This window comes from Caldalkalibacillus salinus (assembly GCF_016745835.1).
Lineage (GTDB): Bacteria > Bacillota > Bacilli > Caldalkalibacillales > JCM-10596 > Caldalkalibacillus_A > Caldalkalibacillus_A salinus.
Window position 1 is genome coordinate 1 of record NZ_JAERVL010000038.1, and the last position, 16,821, is coordinate 16,821.

At 41.3% G+C, this 16,821-nt stretch carries 13 protein-coding genes and 1 pseudogene; 3 read left to right on the top strand and 11 right to left on the bottom strand.

Annotated elements, in window-relative coordinates; genetic code table 11:
* A pseudogene (locus JKM87_RS17220) lies at positions 1-203 on the top strand (IS256 family transposase); the annotation flags it as partial.
* A gap of 424 nt (positions 204-627) precedes the next feature.
* Here JKM87_RS17220 and JKM87_RS17225 read toward each other — a convergent pair.
* The 5 genes from JKM87_RS17225 to JKM87_RS17245 form a co-directional block, all read right to left on the bottom strand.
* Positions 628-2,292: a glycoside hydrolase family 13 protein gene (locus JKM87_RS17225; protein WP_202081631.1), complete on the bottom strand. Its 1,665-nt coding sequence runs from the start codon at positions 2,290-2,292 to the stop codon at positions 628-630.
* A 21-nt stretch (positions 2,293-2,313) separates the two neighbouring features.
* Complete coding sequence (locus tag JKM87_RS17230; protein WP_202081633.1) at positions 2,314-3,132, bottom strand: carbohydrate ABC transporter permease; 819 nt, start codon at positions 3,130-3,132, stop codon at positions 2,314-2,316.
* On the bottom strand, positions 3,132-3,995 hold the full coding sequence (locus tag JKM87_RS17235) for a carbohydrate ABC transporter permease (RefSeq protein ID WP_202081635.1): 864 nt from the start codon (positions 3,993-3,995) through the stop codon (positions 3,132-3,134). The genes JKM87_RS17230 and JKM87_RS17235 overlap by 1 nt, the downstream gene beginning before the upstream one ends.
* Positions 3,996-4,083: 88 nt before the next feature.
* Positions 4,084-5,328 (bottom strand): ABC transporter substrate-binding protein, encoded by a 1,245-nt coding sequence (locus JKM87_RS17240; protein WP_202081637.1) that lies wholly within the window; start codon positions 5,326-5,328, stop codon positions 4,084-4,086.
* Positions 5,329-5,529: 201 nt separating this feature from the next.
* On the bottom strand, positions 5,530-6,534 hold the full coding sequence (locus JKM87_RS17245; RefSeq protein WP_202081639.1) for a LacI family DNA-binding transcriptional regulator: 1,005 nt from the start codon (positions 6,532-6,534) through the stop codon (positions 5,530-5,532).
* Between the two features lie 294 nt (positions 6,535-6,828).
* Here JKM87_RS17245 and JKM87_RS17250 point away from each other — a divergent pair, with 294 nt between their 5' ends.
* Complete coding sequence (locus tag JKM87_RS17250) at positions 6,829-7,188, top strand: DUF2512 family protein (protein ID WP_236838930.1); 360 nt, start codon at positions 6,829-6,831, stop codon at positions 7,186-7,188.
* On the opposite strand, the gene JKM87_RS17255 is transcribed toward JKM87_RS17250, so the two are convergent.
* The 6 genes from JKM87_RS17255 to JKM87_RS17280 form a co-directional block, all read right to left on the bottom strand.
* Positions 7,185-8,396, bottom strand: a complete 1,212-nt coding sequence (locus JKM87_RS17255) for a type III PLP-dependent enzyme (RefSeq protein ID WP_236838931.1) — start codon at positions 8,394-8,396, stop codon at positions 7,185-7,187. The two genes, JKM87_RS17250 and JKM87_RS17255, sit on opposite strands and share 4 nt — an antisense overlap.
* A gap of 3 nt (positions 8,397-8,399) precedes the next feature.
* Entirely contained in the window at positions 8,400-9,773 is a 1,374-nt protein-coding gene (locus JKM87_RS17260) for an MFS transporter (RefSeq protein ID WP_202081641.1), read from the bottom strand.
* A 2-nt stretch (positions 9,774-9,775) separates the two neighbouring features.
* Entirely contained in the window at positions 9,776-11,761 is a 1,986-nt protein-coding gene (locus JKM87_RS17265; protein WP_202081642.1) for an IucA/IucC family protein, read from the bottom strand.
* Positions 11,749-13,701, bottom strand: coding sequence for an IucA/IucC family protein (locus tag JKM87_RS17270; RefSeq protein ID WP_202081644.1), 1,953 nt, complete (start codon positions 13,699-13,701; stop codon positions 11,749-11,751). Before JKM87_RS17270 ends, JKM87_RS17265 begins: the two co-directional genes overlap by 13 nt.
* A gap of 314 nt (positions 13,702-14,015) precedes the next feature.
* Positions 14,016-15,227, bottom strand: coding sequence for a metallophosphoesterase (locus tag JKM87_RS18220; RefSeq protein WP_336885201.1), 1,212 nt, complete (start codon positions 15,225-15,227; stop codon positions 14,016-14,018).
* Positions 15,228-15,367: 140 nt separating this feature from the next.
* Positions 15,368-16,129, bottom strand: coding sequence for a Cof-type HAD-IIB family hydrolase (locus tag JKM87_RS17280; protein WP_202081647.1), 762 nt, complete (start codon positions 16,127-16,129; stop codon positions 15,368-15,370).
* A 181-nt stretch (positions 16,130-16,310) separates the two neighbouring features.
* Here JKM87_RS17280 and JKM87_RS17285 point away from each other — a divergent pair, with 181 nt between their 5' ends.
* On the top strand, positions 16,311-16,577 hold the full coding sequence (locus tag JKM87_RS17285) for a hypothetical protein (protein WP_202081648.1): 267 nt from the start codon (positions 16,311-16,313) through the stop codon (positions 16,575-16,577).
* Positions 16,578-16,821 lie beyond the last annotated feature (244 nt).

The following is a 16,821-nucleotide window of genomic DNA, read 5'->3' on the forward strand; positions in this document are numbered from 1 at the left end:
CCAACTGGATCGAGCGCACCATCAAGGATATTCGCAAAAGATTAAAACCTATGAACAGCCTGCCGGACATTAAAGCAGCTGAAAAGATTGTTTATCTGACTGTCCAAAACTTAAATGACACATGGTCAGAACGTAAACTAAGAGGCTTTGCTTCTGCCTTCAGTGCTTTACAAGACATGTTTGTAGAACGTTATGGTGACTAACTTCATCATCCATATTAGATGGTAATAATGAAAAAGAACCCGTCAAGGATTCGGCTTCGCCCACCATTCGGTGCCCTTGACTGAACCTTTTTTCATTATTATGTCGTTTTTAGGATGATGAAGGTTCAAATATATCTCATTCTGAAGGATAGCCCTACGGGCTTACACAAAATTCTTGACGGTATCACGAACTAAATACACTTAATGGTCTCTTTGACTGATGACTATCATCGATTGACTTTGACTGTGTTAACTCTAACTTGGCTCCACCATCTGATACTGGATCAACATCAATCAGTATTGCGAGATATTATAACGATTGAAAAAGGAGTAGCGCATCAGCTACCCCCTAAACTAAATATATAACGGTTCTAAGCACGACAACCTCAGGACTTATACTGATACAAGTCTGTATGCTCAAAAACTAAGCCTTTATCAAGTATACTCTCGCCTCATAAGGACTAAGGCGTCCACTGCTTGGTATTTCGTTCCCGATCTCTTCGACATTAGACAGAAGAAGCTCACTTGTCCCCTTTTTGATCCCATGCGGCAGCTCGAAGTAAACCTCCTCTGATGTAAAGTTACACAGAACGACGAGTTGCTCTTCATTTAACGTTCTCGTATAAGCGTAAATGTGCTCATGTTCTTCTAAAATAAGGTCATAAGTCCCGTATACGATAACATCATGTTCTTTTCTCAGTTTAATCAGTTTCTGGTAGAAATAATAAATAGAGTCTTGGTCTGACAGGGCCTGTTTGGCATTAATGTCTTTGTAATTTGGATTTACCTTTAACCATGGTTCGCCTGTCGTAAACCCAGCGTTCGGGGAATCATCCCATTGCATCGGGGTGCGCGCATTGTCACGTCCCTTGACATAGATGGCCTCCATGATATCCTCATGATTTTCGTCACCTTCGAGCACTTTCTCACGATACATGTTATGAATTTCGATATCCTTATAGTCGTCTAGAGAGTCAAAACGGATATTCGTCATCCCTAGTTCTTCCCCTTGATAGATGTATGGCGTCCCTTGCATCATGTGTAAAAAGGTAGCTAGCATTTTAGCCGATTTTACCCGATACTCCTGATCATCACCAAAACGAGAAACCATTCTAGGCTGGTCATGATTATTTAGATATAAACTATTCCAACCATTATCTTCTAGGCCCTTTTGCCATTTCGTCATAACATCTTTTAAATCGGAAAGTTTCCATGGCTTTAAATCCCATTTCCCCTTAGGGCCTGAATCTAAATCCATATGCTCAAAAGTGAAAATCATGTTTAGTTCCGTACCTTCTTTATTTGCATATTTCTTCGCATCTTCCGTTGTTGCTCCTGGGCACTCACCAACCGTAATCGTATCATATTTCGAAAGAACCTCCCGATTCATTTCTTGTAGATACTCGTGCACCCGTGGACCGTTCATAAAATACTGACTGCCGCCATCTGGAGAATCAGGCAATCCAGGCTCCTTAGATATGAGGTTAATGACATCCATTCGGAAGCCGTCTATCCCTCTATCTAGCCACCATGTCATCATGTCGTAAATGTCTTGTCGCAGCTTTGGATTCTCCCAGTTAAGGTCTGGTTGCTTTTTGCTGAAAAGATGGAGGTAATACTCATTCGTTTGATTATCATATTCCCAAGCAGAACCACTGAAAATAGAGGTCCAATTGTTAGGTTCCTGCCCATGATGACCTGGCCGCCAAATATAGTAGTCTCGATAAGGATTATCCTTTGATTGACGTGACTCAATGAACCATTTATGCTCATCTGAGGAGTGATTTACAACCAAATCCATCATTAACTTCATGCCACGAGAATGTAAACCTTCTAAAAGCTCATCCCAATCATCCATTGTTCCGAATTCATCCATAATATCCTGATAATCACTAATATCATAGCCATTATCGTCATTTGGTGATTTGTACACAGGTGAAAGCCAGATAACATCTACACCTAATTCCTTCAAATAATCTAGTTTTTCTATAATGCCTTGAATATCTCCAATTCCGTCTCCATTACTGTCATTGAAGCTTCTAGGATAAATTTGATATACGACACTTTCTTTCCACCAAGCTTTTTCCATGATAACACTCCTAACAATTAATTACCTTATTGCACCTTTCGTTACCCCACTAATAATCCACTTTTGCGCAAAGATGTAAACAATTATCATTGGCGCTAAAGCCATTAAATATGAGGCAAATGCAAGGTTGTAGTCTGTACTAAATTGTGATTGGAATAAATATTGTACAAGTGGTAAAGTCGCCTGGTCTCGATCACTTAATATAATGAGCGGTAGCATAAAATCATTCCATGCCCAGAGTGTTGTTAATATCCCTACTGTCGCATTCATTGGTGCTAATAACGGAAAGATAACTTTCCAGAAAACCTGCCATGTACTGGCTCCGTCTATGATAGCAGCTTCTTCCAACGTTTTTGGAATTGATTTAATATAACCTACGTAAATAAATACATTAAACGCGAGGCCATACACGATATACAATAGAATTAAACCAGCGATATTATCCATTCCCCAGCTACTTGTCTGCTTAACGATTGGAAGCATCAAAATAGGAAATGGAACAAACATCGCACTTACAAAATAATAAAATAAGAACTTATAAAACTTTTTATGCATATTTCTCGCAATAGCATAAGCCACCATCGAGTTTGTCAAAAGTGTAAAAATAACAACAAAAACGGTAATGGTTGAACTGTTGATTAGGGCATTAAAAAAGTTCGTTATTTCTATTGCATCCAAAAAGTTTTGAAAACGCCATTCTTCTGGAAGAGCTAGCAACGACTTAGACAATTCCTGCGGCGTCTTGAGTGCAATTGTGATGGTCAAATATAATGGCAAAAGTATCAGAATAGACCCTAACATTAACAAAGTCGTAATAATCCAATTTGTTTTGCCTCTCATTATAACTCCACCTCTCTTTTTTGCAGCACTCTAATCTGAACCACTGAGATGATAACGATCACGATAAAGTAAATAACTGCATTTGCTGATTGATAAGCAAACTCTCCACCTTCAAATCCCCCACGGTAAATTAAAAGAGAAATGGATTCCGTTGATTGACCAGGACCACCGCCAGTTAAAGCAATAATATGATCAAATACCATTAAGAAGTTTTTCATGGCGAGTACCATGTTGATAGTAAAGAATGGCGCAATTAATGGAAATGTAATAGCCCAAAACTTTTTCCATGGACCAGCCCCGTCAATACTTGCTGCCTCATATAAATCATCAGAAATGGTAACAAGACCAGCTAGATATAAAATGGTATTAAAGGCTACCGCTTGCCAAACTGCCATAATCACAATACCAATCCAAGCGAGATCTGGGTCGCCCAATATATTCTTGGATAAAGCGTTTATTCCAAGGCTCTGAGCAATATCTGGAATAAAGTGGGCAAAGATAAAATTAAAAATATACCCCACAATTAAGATACCTAATACATTTGGCATAAAATAGACTGCACGAAGCGTCTTATGGAATTTTATTTTCGCATTTAATCCCATTGCAATAAGCAGACTAAAAATATTTACAAGAATAGTTGACACAATAGCAAACTGAAAGGTGAAACCATAAGCGCTTAAAGCCCTTCTATCTTGAAATACATTAAAATAATTTTTAAGCCCTACAAAATTCCACTCTCCATAACCTTTCCAGTCCGTAAAACTATAAAAAATACCTTGTAACACTGGATAAGTATGGAATATAAAAAAGAGAGCTAGTGCAGGTATTGTCATTAAGATATACGTATTTTGTTTCTTTTGCATAATAATCTCTCCTCTTTAAGAAAGCTAAAAACATACCTGCTTCTTACATTTTTAAGCTAGAGCACACTTTAAGGTGCCCTAACTAAAATTATCTATTTTCTACTTTTTCCCATTCTTTATCTAATGTTGTTAAAAACTCATCTTTGTTCTTCTCAATTAAGAAAGCCTGAATTAAGTTAGCCGCTTGCATACCCGCAGGATAATAGTGATCCGGAAAGCTTGTAATCGTTCCTTCCTCAAAGTTCTGTTTGATTCCTTCCATTACAGGATCTTCTTGTAACACACCATGAATAGCAGAGAATGCAGCTTGTTCATCAATATACTGTTTTGCATTTTCTTGTTCTAATAAAAACGCAATAAACTTAGTTGCTTCTTCTTTATTGTCTGCTTCAGCGTTTACTGCTAGTAATACGTCAACACCTGAGACTAGTTTGTTTGCTTCAGGGTTATTTGTTACAGGCATTGCGAACACACCTAAATTAATATCGGGATTCGCTTTTTTGATTTCTGGTATCGCCCAGTTACCTTGGAAGTAAAATACCCCTTCACCTTTCCCGAATGCAGTGTTACCATCACCATAACCAACACCAAAGTTATCATCATGACCGTACTTTATAAGCGTAAGCATTTTCTCTGCTACTTCCGAATAGTCTTCCTGGAAGCTGGCTTCTCCAGCAGACTTCTTAGCTGCAAAGTTTTCAGGCTGAATGTTAGCAGCAACAGAATTCCATGGAATCATGCCTGTCCATGCATCCTTTAACGTAAATTGGATCGGAACTTCACCAGCAGATTCAGCGGTTTCTAAAGCATTTACAAATTCATCCCATGTTCGTGGTACCTCAAGACCAAGGTCTTCTAATTTGTCCTTGTTATAAATAACGGTGTTTGCATTTGATGCGTAAGGAACACCATAAGTACCTTCTTTTGCTTCTCCTACAAGCTGGTTAATCATTTCAATATAAGCCGGTTGAATGTGTTCTAAAAACTCAGATCCAGAAAAGTCTTCAAAAACGCCCGCTCTTGCTAGTTCACCATAAGTTGCATTACCACCAATTGCGACTAAGTCAGGCATGTCACCTTTTGTAAGACGAGTTTTTAATACGGTTTCTGCTTCCGGTGGTGCATTTAATTCAATATCAATCGTTGGATTTTGTTCTTCAAACTCTGCAATTAAACCTTCATAGGTTTCCATATTCTCGGACTTGTTTGAAAACAATTCTAATGTAACGTTACCACCTTCATTACCAGCATCTCCACCACAACCGGTGAGTAATGTGGCACCTACTGCCAAGGAAAATGCACCTGTCAATATTTTTTTAGTATTTTTTTTCATTGAAATTCCCTCCTCTTAAAAAAGACTTTGCTCATTCTTTATAAAATAAACAAAGATAACTCATATTCTTTCTCACAGTAAACGTTTACGTTTTGAAATAAAAATGTTCATATATTATGATTATAAATCTAGTAGAGGGATAGGTTTTTAACAGAAATCCCTTCATCATGAGTAAACGTTTACGTTTGAATCAAAAATTATTTACAGAGGCCTTACCGAATCTCTTTCTATTATTGAATGCGGTAAAATAATATTCCTTGCTTTTTCACCAGTTTCAATCATTTTGAATAACATTTCTGCACCTGTTTGCCCTAATTCATGTAACGGTTGTGCTACAGTAGTTAGTGGAGGAACAGCCATTTCTGCAAGTTTTAAATTATCATAACCTATAATAGACAAATCATCTGGGACATCAATTCCTAACCTATAAGCAGCTACAATAGCGCCCATTGCCATTTCATCACTAGCCACCACAACGCCTGTAATTTCTGGAGAATGATTAATGAGCTTTTTAAAACTTTCCTTTCCAGCATCGTAATCAAATCCATTACTGAATACCACTCGCTCCTCTTTCATTTCTATACCATATTCATGCAAGGCAAGTTTATAGCCTTCATACCTTGGAAAACCCGATATTAAGTCTTCTTTTGGTCCACTTATCATCCCAATCTTTTGGTGGCCATTTTTAATCATGTACTCAGTTGCGCTAAAAGAGGCACTCTTATCACTTACTTTTACATATGGAAACTGAAACCGATTGGACTCAGTTGAAATAAGCACAACAGGAATATTCATATCTAATAAAACTTCATAATATTCCTCGCGCATAGCTTCACTTACCCAGAGGATGGCATCTACTCTTTTTTCTCTAAGTAGTTGTATATATTTCATCGTTTTATTTCCTTGTGCTGCAGTATGACAGACTATAACACTATTCCCATGTTCATGTGTGACCTCTTCAATCCCCCCTAATATTGCAGAAGAGAGCATACTTGATATATCCGGAAACAATACACCAATAGTCTGGGTCTTCTTATTAATCAATCCCCTTGCCACAGCATTCGGTTGATAGCCAAGTTCTTTTATAGCTTTCATTACTTTTCTTTTCGTTTCCTCCGAATATCCAGGCTGATTATTTAGTATTCTTGATACAGTTGCAATAGAGACACTTGCGACTCTAGCCACGTCTTTAATTGTTGCTCCCATCACTCTGCTCTCCTGCTTTCTAATATTTAGTAAACGTTTACGCACAGAAATTATAACACCTTATGTAAACCCTTTCAATTATTATTTTTTCAATGATCTAAAATCTTTTTCAAGAATCACTAAACCTTAAGCCCAAAGTCTCTCCTATTATCAAACCAGTTTCATCTATCCTCTGTGTGACAAAAGAAAGGGCATTCATTTTTTTCAACATAACATAACACCATGCATCTTAAATCAAAGACGATTAAATACTGTCTCTTCTGGACATAACTCAAATAAAAGGAGGTTTTTCAATTGTCAGGCATCGTACTCAAACTTATTGCCACCCCCATCGTCGTATACATTGCCGGTATGATTTTCCCTAACGTCACCTTTAACAGCTTATGGCAACCTATCATTCTTGGTGTGATCTTAGCTTTGGTTGGGAGGATGATGGAAAAGCTAATCCTAAGTCAAAGAACAACGACACTGAGTCTTATCCTAGACTTTGCATCCTCTGTATTACTCGTGTACATTATCTCCCTGCTGTTAATTGGGGCTCGGGTTACCTTTTTCGGTGCGATACTCACTGGACTCCTATTAGGTGTCGCGGAATATTTTCAACACCGCTTTTTCTTGCAATCACAGCAGGGAGGGGAGAAAACACAAAGTTAGTTCGGGAGGTCACCCACATAGTAAATGTCAGGGTGGGGATGGGATAGGAAATCATGGTGCGATATAGTCCAACCATACGCACCTGCTAATTGAAACACAACGAGATCCCCCACCCTTAATTGATCGACATACACATCCCTTACGAGTACATCATTCGGTGTACATAACTCTCCGGCCATTGTCACGGATTCCTCCTTTATCTGAGGGCGTTTAAAAGGATATTCCCATGTATCAACAGGATAGAGGGTGAAAGGATGGCTCATTTTCCATGCCGCCGGTAAACGCAAGTGATGGGTACCCCCACGTAACAAGGCAAAACATTGGTCATGATTCTGTTTCAAATCAACAACTTCAGACACGTAATAACCACACTCTGCCGTTAAATACCGGCCTAGCTCTAGTATAAGTTCGATCCCTTCATCCATAAATGCCTGCTTGAGTGCGTGCAACCCTTGTGTAAACAATGTCCAATCAAAAGACTCATCGCTTCGAGTGTAATTGACACCGATTCCTCCACCGACATTCACCGTATCAATATTCAAATCATACGTCTTGCGCCATTCGCTTGCTTTTAACAAGCAGGTTTGAACAAACTTAAGATGGACATCGGCGTCTAAATTATTAGACATGGCATGAAAGTGGAAGCCACGTATGACTAGATTGGGACACTGGATAAGCTTGTGAATGATGTCAGGTACTTGATTTTCATCCACGCCAAATTGGGTGGCTACACCAGCCATTTTGATTCGGCTATGTGAGACATTCTGCCGTAAATTGACGCGAATAATCACCGGCACTTTCCGGTTAGCTTGACACGCTATAGACTGTATGCGGTTCACATCGTGAAAGCTCTCGACATTGATTAAGCTTAAGTCTCCTTTTGCTGCCTTCTCGATTTCCCCCTCTTTTTTGGCTGGCGCCCCAAATATCATCGGTTTTGTGGTGACGTCTCTTACTTTCGTCATTTCACCTAACGAAGCCACTTCAAAGCCATCCACCATTTTTTCTAAAGCCCGAATAATCTGTTTATCTGGATTAGCTTTAATGGCATAGAATAGGCGACAATAAGACGGCAATGTGTGCTTAAGCTCGGCTGCATGTGAGCGGAGCTTATCTAAATCATAAAGATAAGCGCAGATTCCTCGTCCTCGTTCCTTGTCCCGTATGAGCTGAGACACTTGCTGTGACAGCTTTTGGTTCATCCCCATTGTTTACACTCCTCTTCTATCTTCTAGTACTCGCGCTCCCTTTTTCAGCCATAGGTCTTTTCTCCACATAGCGAGACACAGCGTTGAGAGACAACAGCCAACTCCCATGAAGATGCCGGCTGTTAGCACACCATACATCTGGGCAATCCAGCCTATAAAAATAGCGCCAAGAGGAATATATCCCCGGTCCATTAAAGCGATACTTAATACTCTCCCACGATACTGTTCATCGACGTGTAATTGCAGCCATATACGGCTAAGAGTGCGATAGTACTGACTCACAAATCCAATAAAAAACATACACAGGATAGACAGATAGATATGATCATGGAACAACATAAAGAAACTTAACCCTAATCCAAAGCTGAAGGCTGACACCAACAAGGTTTGTCCAGAGGATTCAGGTTGCTTCACTGAAAGCGTCACGGTGGCTAATATGGCACCTGCTGAAGATAAGGATAGTAATAGGCCGAATCCATCGGGGCCTAAACCGAGCAACGCTTGTGAAAACAAAGGTAACATCGTGGTATACGGAAACCCAAACACCATGGGCGCAATGGCTAAAAGAAGGACGGATAGCACCATCGGATGAGCCTTGATATAGTAAAATGTGGCCTTTAACGATGACGATGACGATGTTTTTTCAGTTACTTGGATGTTAGCGTTTAAACCGTCATTTTTATCTCTATTTTGTGGCGACAGGTTACCGTTTCCCTGTTGTCGGTCTTCAGGTTGCTTTGTCGCCTTGTCCTGATCAGTCTGCAACCGATGTGGGTTTAATGACATAGACCACAGGGCAATTAAGGCCACAAGAGGACCGATCGTCAGGATGTATAACAAATGACCAGCTTCAATATGAAGTAACAGTATGCCTGCTGCGGCAGGTCCTAACATCCTTGCGAGGTGGATGCCCATGGTTTGAATCGCCACTCCACTACTCAGAGCAGCGGCTGGTAAAACATTAGACAAAAAAGCTTGACGCACGGGCACTTCTACCGTCATGAAAATAGCACGACCCATCATAGTGCCTAACAGAATAGTCACCGCCCACTGTTGACTCACGACGAAAGCTACAGCGATGCTGGTTAGAAACAATCCTAGATACGTCCACATCAAGAGCTTTTGACGATCCCATTTGTCTGCCATTACGCCTGAAGGTAGCGTGAACAATAACACCGGTAATAGCCTGCATGCATTAACGAACGCTAGCATCACTGGAGATTGCGTCCATTGGTACACAATCCAATTGATAATCGTCAAGTCCATCCAGTCCGTTGTTCTGACGACAACACTACCGTATATCAGCTTGCGAAACTGAGGATATTTTAAGGCTGATATTGATGTTGTTTTTAGAGTAGAACTGGGGAACCTAACCATCTCTAAAGCGTCCTTTCTACTTGGTGCAATGGATTGAGCACTTGGGTGTAACAGTATCCTTCGTCTGGTTTTAAGCGCATTGTTGTTAGCGCCTTATGCTTCACCATAGGCTCATATAAACGAGCTGCATCATCTTTAGCTTGCTCGTAACCTTCTCTAATTAAGGCCTGGAAACATTGGTCACAACGTGCTCTGACGATTTCCCACAATACGTCCTCTGCTACACCTGTATACTCACATAGTTGAACAATAAGTTCACCGATATGGTTTTGAAATACCGTATAGTACGCTTTGTCCCACATCTCGTCTCGGTTATACGTTACCGTCACTGAATCGGAATAAAAGTCAGCATCATAGCCCTGTCGTTTTAAACGTGGTATATAAATACGGGCGCCACCCCAGTCTCTAAAATATAATCCGACTGGTTGTCCCTGACGGAATACAGGCACACTATTCTGTAAGTGACCTTCAAGAGCAATCCCGTATTTGGTTAATAATGTGAGGACCCCTGGGAGTAAGTGAGAAAGGTACTCATTAAAAAAGGAGATCAAACCCTCGTGTCGTTCACGTTGCAAATGCGCACAATACGTATCCAACAATTCAGCGATGATAGGCTTGCCGGAGACAGGTGAAAGACTATATAAACTACAACCGACAATGGCTAACTGATCATCTGCGAGTTGTTTATCTACATTCTCTCTTAGGACAACGCTTAAATTCCTCGATTGATCTTCTCTTTCCGATCGAAAACTATAACCCGCTACCTCATAAATAGGCTTAAACGTATCTAAGTGAGATTCATGTGCGAGTATGTCTGAAATAAGTCGCGTAAACGGGACAGCATTCATTGCCGTTTGGGTTGAAATAGAGCGTACTGTGGACGTCATTTGACTATTGACTGCTAACTTCAGACTTGGTGTACCAACACCTATAGGCACTAACGTTCGAAAAGAAGACGTCGCCCGACCTTCGAGCTGCAATTCGTCTAAGGGTACAAGAATATCTTCACGTAGCTCCTCAGTGTAAATGTCCTGAAGGGCGTGTTTATATTGCCACTCGTGGACAGGAAGCCACTGATATGAGGTCGGGTCATATCCTTTCTCCCTCATGAGGAGATGGTATCTATTTTCGATTTCTGGAAAGGCGTCAGCCAAACCGTTGAGCTGCAACTCATGAGAGAGTAAATAATCTTTTCTTAGCGCAACAAAACGAATAGAGAATGGCTGATGAAATTCAGGGGAATAACGTAGCACGTCTCCCGGGCTTAATTTCGTTTTTGTTTTGGCACACGGGTGAAGCTGATGTCCTTCGACACAAAGTTGTTCAAAAAAGGTGGTTTTTGACCACGTCGGGTCCTCCACAGATTGGGCTAACGCATAATCTAGTGCTGTTTGAATGCCTGTAGATAGAGGTCGCCTACCCGCTTGTATAGACGCACACTCTGCGTGAAACTCTGCTATAGCCAACGCTAAATTGGCTGTGGCATTACATAACTCTTCATACAACTGAGCCGCTGATGGCGTTGTTAGAGTTTGTAAATATGTTAATAGCTCACCTGCTGTCTTAATCTTGTGACACCCTTCTTCGGTGATATGTAATACGTCATCCGATAATACAAAGCGACGATAGGCGTAGGTTGTCTGAACAGGAAAAACGAGTCGTCCGCCTTCACAATCACATACAAAATACGTGACGTTTTCACGCAAACCTAATGCCTCCAATTGTGTCAGAACATGTTTCGGTTTCTCTATCATATGGTTTGGTTCTGCCTGATCCACTACCCCATCAGCATTGTTTTTCCTCACCGTTATAGCGTTTGTGTAAAGGCCATTCAAGTCTTCACGAAGGACGGCCGCCGCAAACTTATATAAAACTTTCTTCTGTGCCTCTTCTATCGCTTCCTGAAAGTACGGCACCATGTGTGGATGATGAGTCTGAAGATATTGCTCGGTATGGTTCAGTTCTTCATGTTGCTCTACCGTTGGCATGAGCCATCACCTTCCTTCTCGACCACTTGTAGTGGATTAGGAACACGGGTATACGCGTTATCTGTGATACGATCCATCAATCTCATCTTGAGTAAGGCTTTTAGAGGGGCGTGAGAAGATAGACACATCTTTTCGATGACCTCTGCTACACGCTGGGACGCCTGTTCTGCTTTAAGATGATCGAGGGTCTCTTTAATGGATTGGGCCACAGGACGCCATAATCTCACCTCAGATACCCCTCTCTCCCTAGCCAGCAAGACAATCATTTCTCCCAAATGATTATGTAATATAGCGTGGGAGAACATTGTAAAAAGATCCTCATCCTGCTCCGTTAAAACGTTTGTATCGTTGTTAATTTGGGGGACATGGCCAATCGTGCTTCGTAACTGACTCGCTTTGATACGTATCCCGCCGTTATCTCGTAGAATAAAACGTACTGGCATCCCCTCTCGCATGACAGGTATCGCATTCTGCAAGTGCGCCTCCATACTCACCCCGTACTTCGTCATCAAGGTAAGTAAGGCTGGAATCAGTTGCCGCGCGTAAGTCCCAATATATTGAACAGCGGCGTCCTCGAATGACAAAGCTCGCTCGCTTGCAAGATGCTCAATGCATTCAACTAGAACCGTTTGATCTGTAACCGGCGACTCACTAATGAGAAAAGCAGCGGGGATTGCGACCTCATCGTGACCCAAATCAGCTTCGGGGTTTGAACGTAATAACGCTGCAACATTTTTGCTCAGAAAGTCGGCGTCGGCGTCGCCATCTCCGTCCCCTTCTGCCTGGTAATGTACGCCACCGTTTTCTAGAGAAAATGACAATTGACGGGCGACGTCATCATCTTGTTGGTAAATCTGATCTAAAATGGATGAAATCACAGGACCGTTAAAGACTGATGTGGGAGAAACGATACGTTTGGCACTCGTCATCTGTACGTTCATCGCGGTTTTAATATGATGGCGGCTTCGACTCGCATATGGTGCAAGTGTCCGATAAGAAAGTAACGCTTGTGTGTGTATCGGCACACCCTTTAATGGCACAACGAGACCTCGCGCCATATCACTTGTAAGTAAAGGTTGAATCACGTGCTGATATTGCCAGCGATGAACTGGGATAATCTCATAAGGAATATCATGAGGACCATGGACTTGAGATAAAGGCCTTAGCTGTTCCTCGAACGCTTCCTTAACCTCAGGGTACTCACTGAGCAGGATATCGGTCAGGCTTCTATCTGTCATGGCTGTGACGTTCACCAAGCTATGATGAACGGCAACGGGGATGACCTCCGGGCTTCCTCCCCATTCAGGAGCATCTTGGAGGACATCAAGCACATCAATGCCGATCCGTGTTTTGGTACATGGATGAAGTGTATGACCTTTGATCACCCATTGTTCAGCAAAAACTAAGGGACTGAAGTCTTCGTGTGTTTGTTTCTCATTAAGCAGATAGGCAAACGTCCCATTGACTCTGCCAGAGGACTGAGGTAGCCGATCACGTCGCCACTTTGCCCCAGTCATGGCTAAAGCGTCATGAACCACAGCACTGTCTAGTTCACGGCACAGATTCTGCTTACGCTTCTCCTCTATGTCAAGTGTCCTCACAAGATCAACAGGGTGAGTGAGGCTCACCACCCGATCCTGGTGTTCACAGTGGATATCTGCCCCTATATCAATGTGATGTAGTATGTAACGTTTTTTGATCGGGATCGTGAGTACCCCTTTTGAACTTGTGACAATCGTCGCTTTTAGATTACCCCCCTCTTCTGCCCACGATACTTGAAATAAGTCTTCTCTTAGGATGGCCTGTATGAGCTGGTGCAGGATACGTTGGCGGGCCTGCGGTAAATAAGCCTGATATACAGCGGGTAAATGAGGAGCGTGACGGTTTAATTTGTTGTAAACGTCTTGTTCAATCTCACGCAGCGCTATCTCTCGAACCATGTTTTCCCCTCCAAATAAATTGTGATGGATTACATATTCTATTTTCTACTGCTCATGTGATAATATAAGAGATATATTATGAATGAGAATGATTATCAATATCTTTTATATTAGATGATAACGATAATCATTGTCAATAAATTTTTTGAAATAAAAATACCATTCTGGGATGGATATAGCGTGCATCACGGCTAGCATGTGGAAAGGCAAAAACAAAAAAATACACGCCATTTTAGCGTGTATAAGTGTCATACAAAGGGGATCAATCATCTCGTGTTAAAATGGTCCCCTCTGATGTTTCATTTATTATTTTGTTAGTCAAAGTGAACATCAATGACGACGATTTCTGAACGACTCCCTATCCGAATGGCGGGACCCCAAAATCCAAAGCCTGACGAGACAATGGCGTGTAGACTTCCTTTTTTCTTGTAACCCCAATCTAGTTCATATATTTTCTTCGTGATGAACTGATTGGGTGCCATCTGTCCTCGGTGCGTATGACCGGCGAGGTATAAATCAATTCCTGCTTTCTGTGCCTTACTTAATTCATAAGGTTGATGATCTAACAGAAAAAGGGGTAATTCAGAATCTAAGTCCTGTTTTAACGCCTCTATTGTCATCCGATGATGATCTGTCCGATCCTTTCGCCCTATAATATAAAAATCTTCATTGATTTTTACAACTTCATCTAATAGTATTTTGACTTGTATCCGTTCCATTTCCCGTAAGAACCTTGGAATTTGTCCCCCATAGTATTCATGGTTGCCCAACACACCGTAAATGCCTAGCGGTGCTTTCATATCCGCTAAGATATCTCCCATGCCTTTGCGGATAAAAGAGTCAGGAGCGTCATCAATGATATCACCGACAAGGAAAATGATATCAGGCTGACGTTCGTTCACACGTTTCACTAAACGACGAGCGTGAGTAGACCCGGACAATGCACCGAAGTGCATATCAGACGCCATGGCAATACGCAGAGTTTGTAAATGATCTTTTTGCTGGCTCTCTCTATCTGTGCTATCTGTGTTGCCTGTGTTTTCTACATTGCCTGCCCTATCGGTACTGACATCTACGTCTCCATCTATTTTGGTTCCTGTCTTCTTTCTCTTCGGTATACGGATACTATACGTCCTAACGACTGGACTATACGCATAGTATGTGCCAAATAATCCGATCACAAGATATGTACAGATAACAAACCAACCGAGAACGTTAATCGCTCGCTCCGAAGAAATATTGAGTAAAAGCAACACAAAGTACATCATCGACGTAACCGGGAGTATGATGATAGCATATTGCAAAACAGCGAACCAATAAGCACCGACCACCTTGAGAGGAGCAAACACAGGGTGTACCCAAGCTAAGATATAAGCAAAAGATACGACGATAAAAATGGTTATGTACAGCCAAAATGGGGGGTGACTAAACTGTGTTTCGATCCAAAGCCAGCCATTCCACCCAATATATACGTTGATAAAGGCGTATATGGCTAGTTTTAATCTCAAACTATTTTTACGTTTCAAACCTGGTGATCTCCCTTCAACTTCATCAAAACGCAATCCAACGACGTCATCTTGTCTATATTATACCTACCTTTTGATGCCCTCAGACACAAATGGATTTAAGCACTCGTCATGTTTTTCTCAAGAACCGAGTTTTAATCTTAAAGCGCCCAGTGCCTGATGGCTTTCGCTACCCCATGTTCGATATGACTCGCCGTCACCCAGTCAGCTTCCTCTTTCACTTTTTCTTGAGCGTTACCCATAGCCACCCCTATGCCCGCTTCCTTAATCATCGCCAAGTCGTTGAGACTATCGCCCATCGCTAATACATTTTCCATGGTAATCCCTAACTTATCACATACTTTTTCAATGGCTCGGGCTTTGTTAACGCCTGCGGCGTTAATTTCTAAGTTTTGTAAGCTTGAATTCGTAATCTCCAAATCCTCATTCTGAGATAGTTGGTCAAAAATGATTTGTCTTACCTCATCATCCTCAACATCGAAACCGAACTTCATCCACTCATGTTCAGTTAGGTCCTCAGGAAACTGGTCACGGTAAACATTATCCACCGTTGTGGCCCAACAGTTCGTTTTATGTTTTTGTTTGAGATCCCACATTTCGTGAACGTGGTCGATGTTGAGCAATTGTCGCTCGACCAATTCGCCAGACTCGTTCCATATCTCACTTCCATTGACGGTTACAAGGTATGACTTGAGGGATAATGAGTCGACTAAATCGGCGCATGTTAATTTACTTCTACCTGTACTAATGACAACATGTATCCCCCTGTCTTGAGCCTCCTGAATCGCCTTTCTGTTTTCGTCTGAGATCTCGTGTTTTTCGTTTAATAACGTCCCATCCATGTCGATGGCGATGAGTTTGATGTCATTTTTGCTTTCTTGATCTTTGTGTGGTGTCTCCATCTTTTTTCTCTCCTAACTCCATCTTTTTCTACTAATCTCATTCCCTATTTTAACAAATGTCATCACAGACTTCTTCTTTTTAGTGTCATCATTTTTAAGAGTAAGTGGGCATGTCGTCACACATGGTGCATAAAAATAGAATTAGGAAAACTTGTCTTAGCAGTCAAGGGGGAAGATCATAATGAACTTAAGTATATTTGAAGATATTGCTCAGATGGGTTTCTATATTACATTCGGAGCACTGGGATCACTCGTGGCATGGTTTATATACACTAGAATTGTCTACTTTTCACTTTCTCAAACGCGGACATGTGACAAATGCCTATATAATTATCGCTATGGTAAGAACGAGGTTAAGACCGTCTGTCCGCACTGCGGGGAGAAGTGGATTATCGTAAACAAACGGCCTAAAGTTATTGCTGAAAATCATGAGGTTAAGAAAGGCTAAACGACGTCAATGTTGGGGTAAAGATAAGGAGCACAATCTACTCCCTTAAATCTGACACGCTCACTTGTTTGCACTGAGAGCATACTTGCGGTTGCCCTTACTCAGGCCAAAAAAAAAAGACATGTGTTGCTCATCGGCATACATGTCTTTTTGTCGTATATTTATTTGTTGATATTTTATTTTAAAACATACGAGGCTAATACACTTTGTAACTCATAAATGTTTAAGCTTTTATTAAACTTTT

What these genes read in the sequence shown, in the direction of transcription:
- JKM87_RS17265 (WP_202081642.1), bottom strand. Translation starts at nt 11,761, where the DNA reads ATGCCAACGGTAGAGCAACATGAAGAACTGAACCATACCGAGCAATAT.
- JKM87_RS17240 (WP_202081637.1), bottom strand. Translation starts at nt 5,328, where the DNA reads ATGAAAAAAAATACTAAAAAAATATTGACAGGTGCATTTTCCTTGGCA.
- JKM87_RS17255 (WP_236838931.1), bottom strand. Translation starts at nt 8,396, where the DNA reads ATGGGGATGAACCAAAAGCTGTCACAGCAAGTGTCTCAGCTCATACGG.
- JKM87_RS17235 (WP_202081635.1), bottom strand. Translation starts at nt 3,995, where the DNA reads ATGCAAAAGAAACAAAATACGTATATCTTAATGACAATACCTGCACTA.
- JKM87_RS17280 (WP_202081647.1), bottom strand. Translation starts at nt 16,129, where the DNA reads ATGGAGACACCACACAAAGATCAAGAAAGCAAAAATGACATCAAACTC.
- JKM87_RS17245 (WP_202081639.1), bottom strand. Translation starts at nt 6,534, where the DNA reads ATGGGAGCAACAATTAAAGACGTGGCTAGAGTCGCAAGTGTCTCTATT.
- JKM87_RS17225 (WP_202081631.1), bottom strand. Translation starts at nt 2,292, where the DNA reads ATGGAAAAAGCTTGGTGGAAAGAAAGTGTCGTATATCAAATTTATCCT.
- JKM87_RS17260 (WP_202081641.1), bottom strand. Translation starts at nt 9,773, where the DNA reads ATGGTTAGGTTCCCCAGTTCTACTCTAAAAACAACATCAATATCAGCC.
- JKM87_RS17230 (WP_202081633.1), bottom strand. Translation starts at nt 3,132, where the DNA reads ATGAGAGGCAAAACAAATTGGATTATTACGACTTTGTTAATGTTAGGG.
- JKM87_RS17270 (WP_202081644.1), bottom strand. Translation starts at nt 13,701, where the DNA reads ATGGTTCGAGAGATAGCGCTGCGTGAGATTGAACAAGACGTTTACAAC.
- JKM87_RS17285 (WP_202081648.1), top strand. Translation starts at nt 16,311, where the DNA reads ATGAACTTAAGTATATTTGAAGATATTGCTCAGATGGGTTTCTATATT.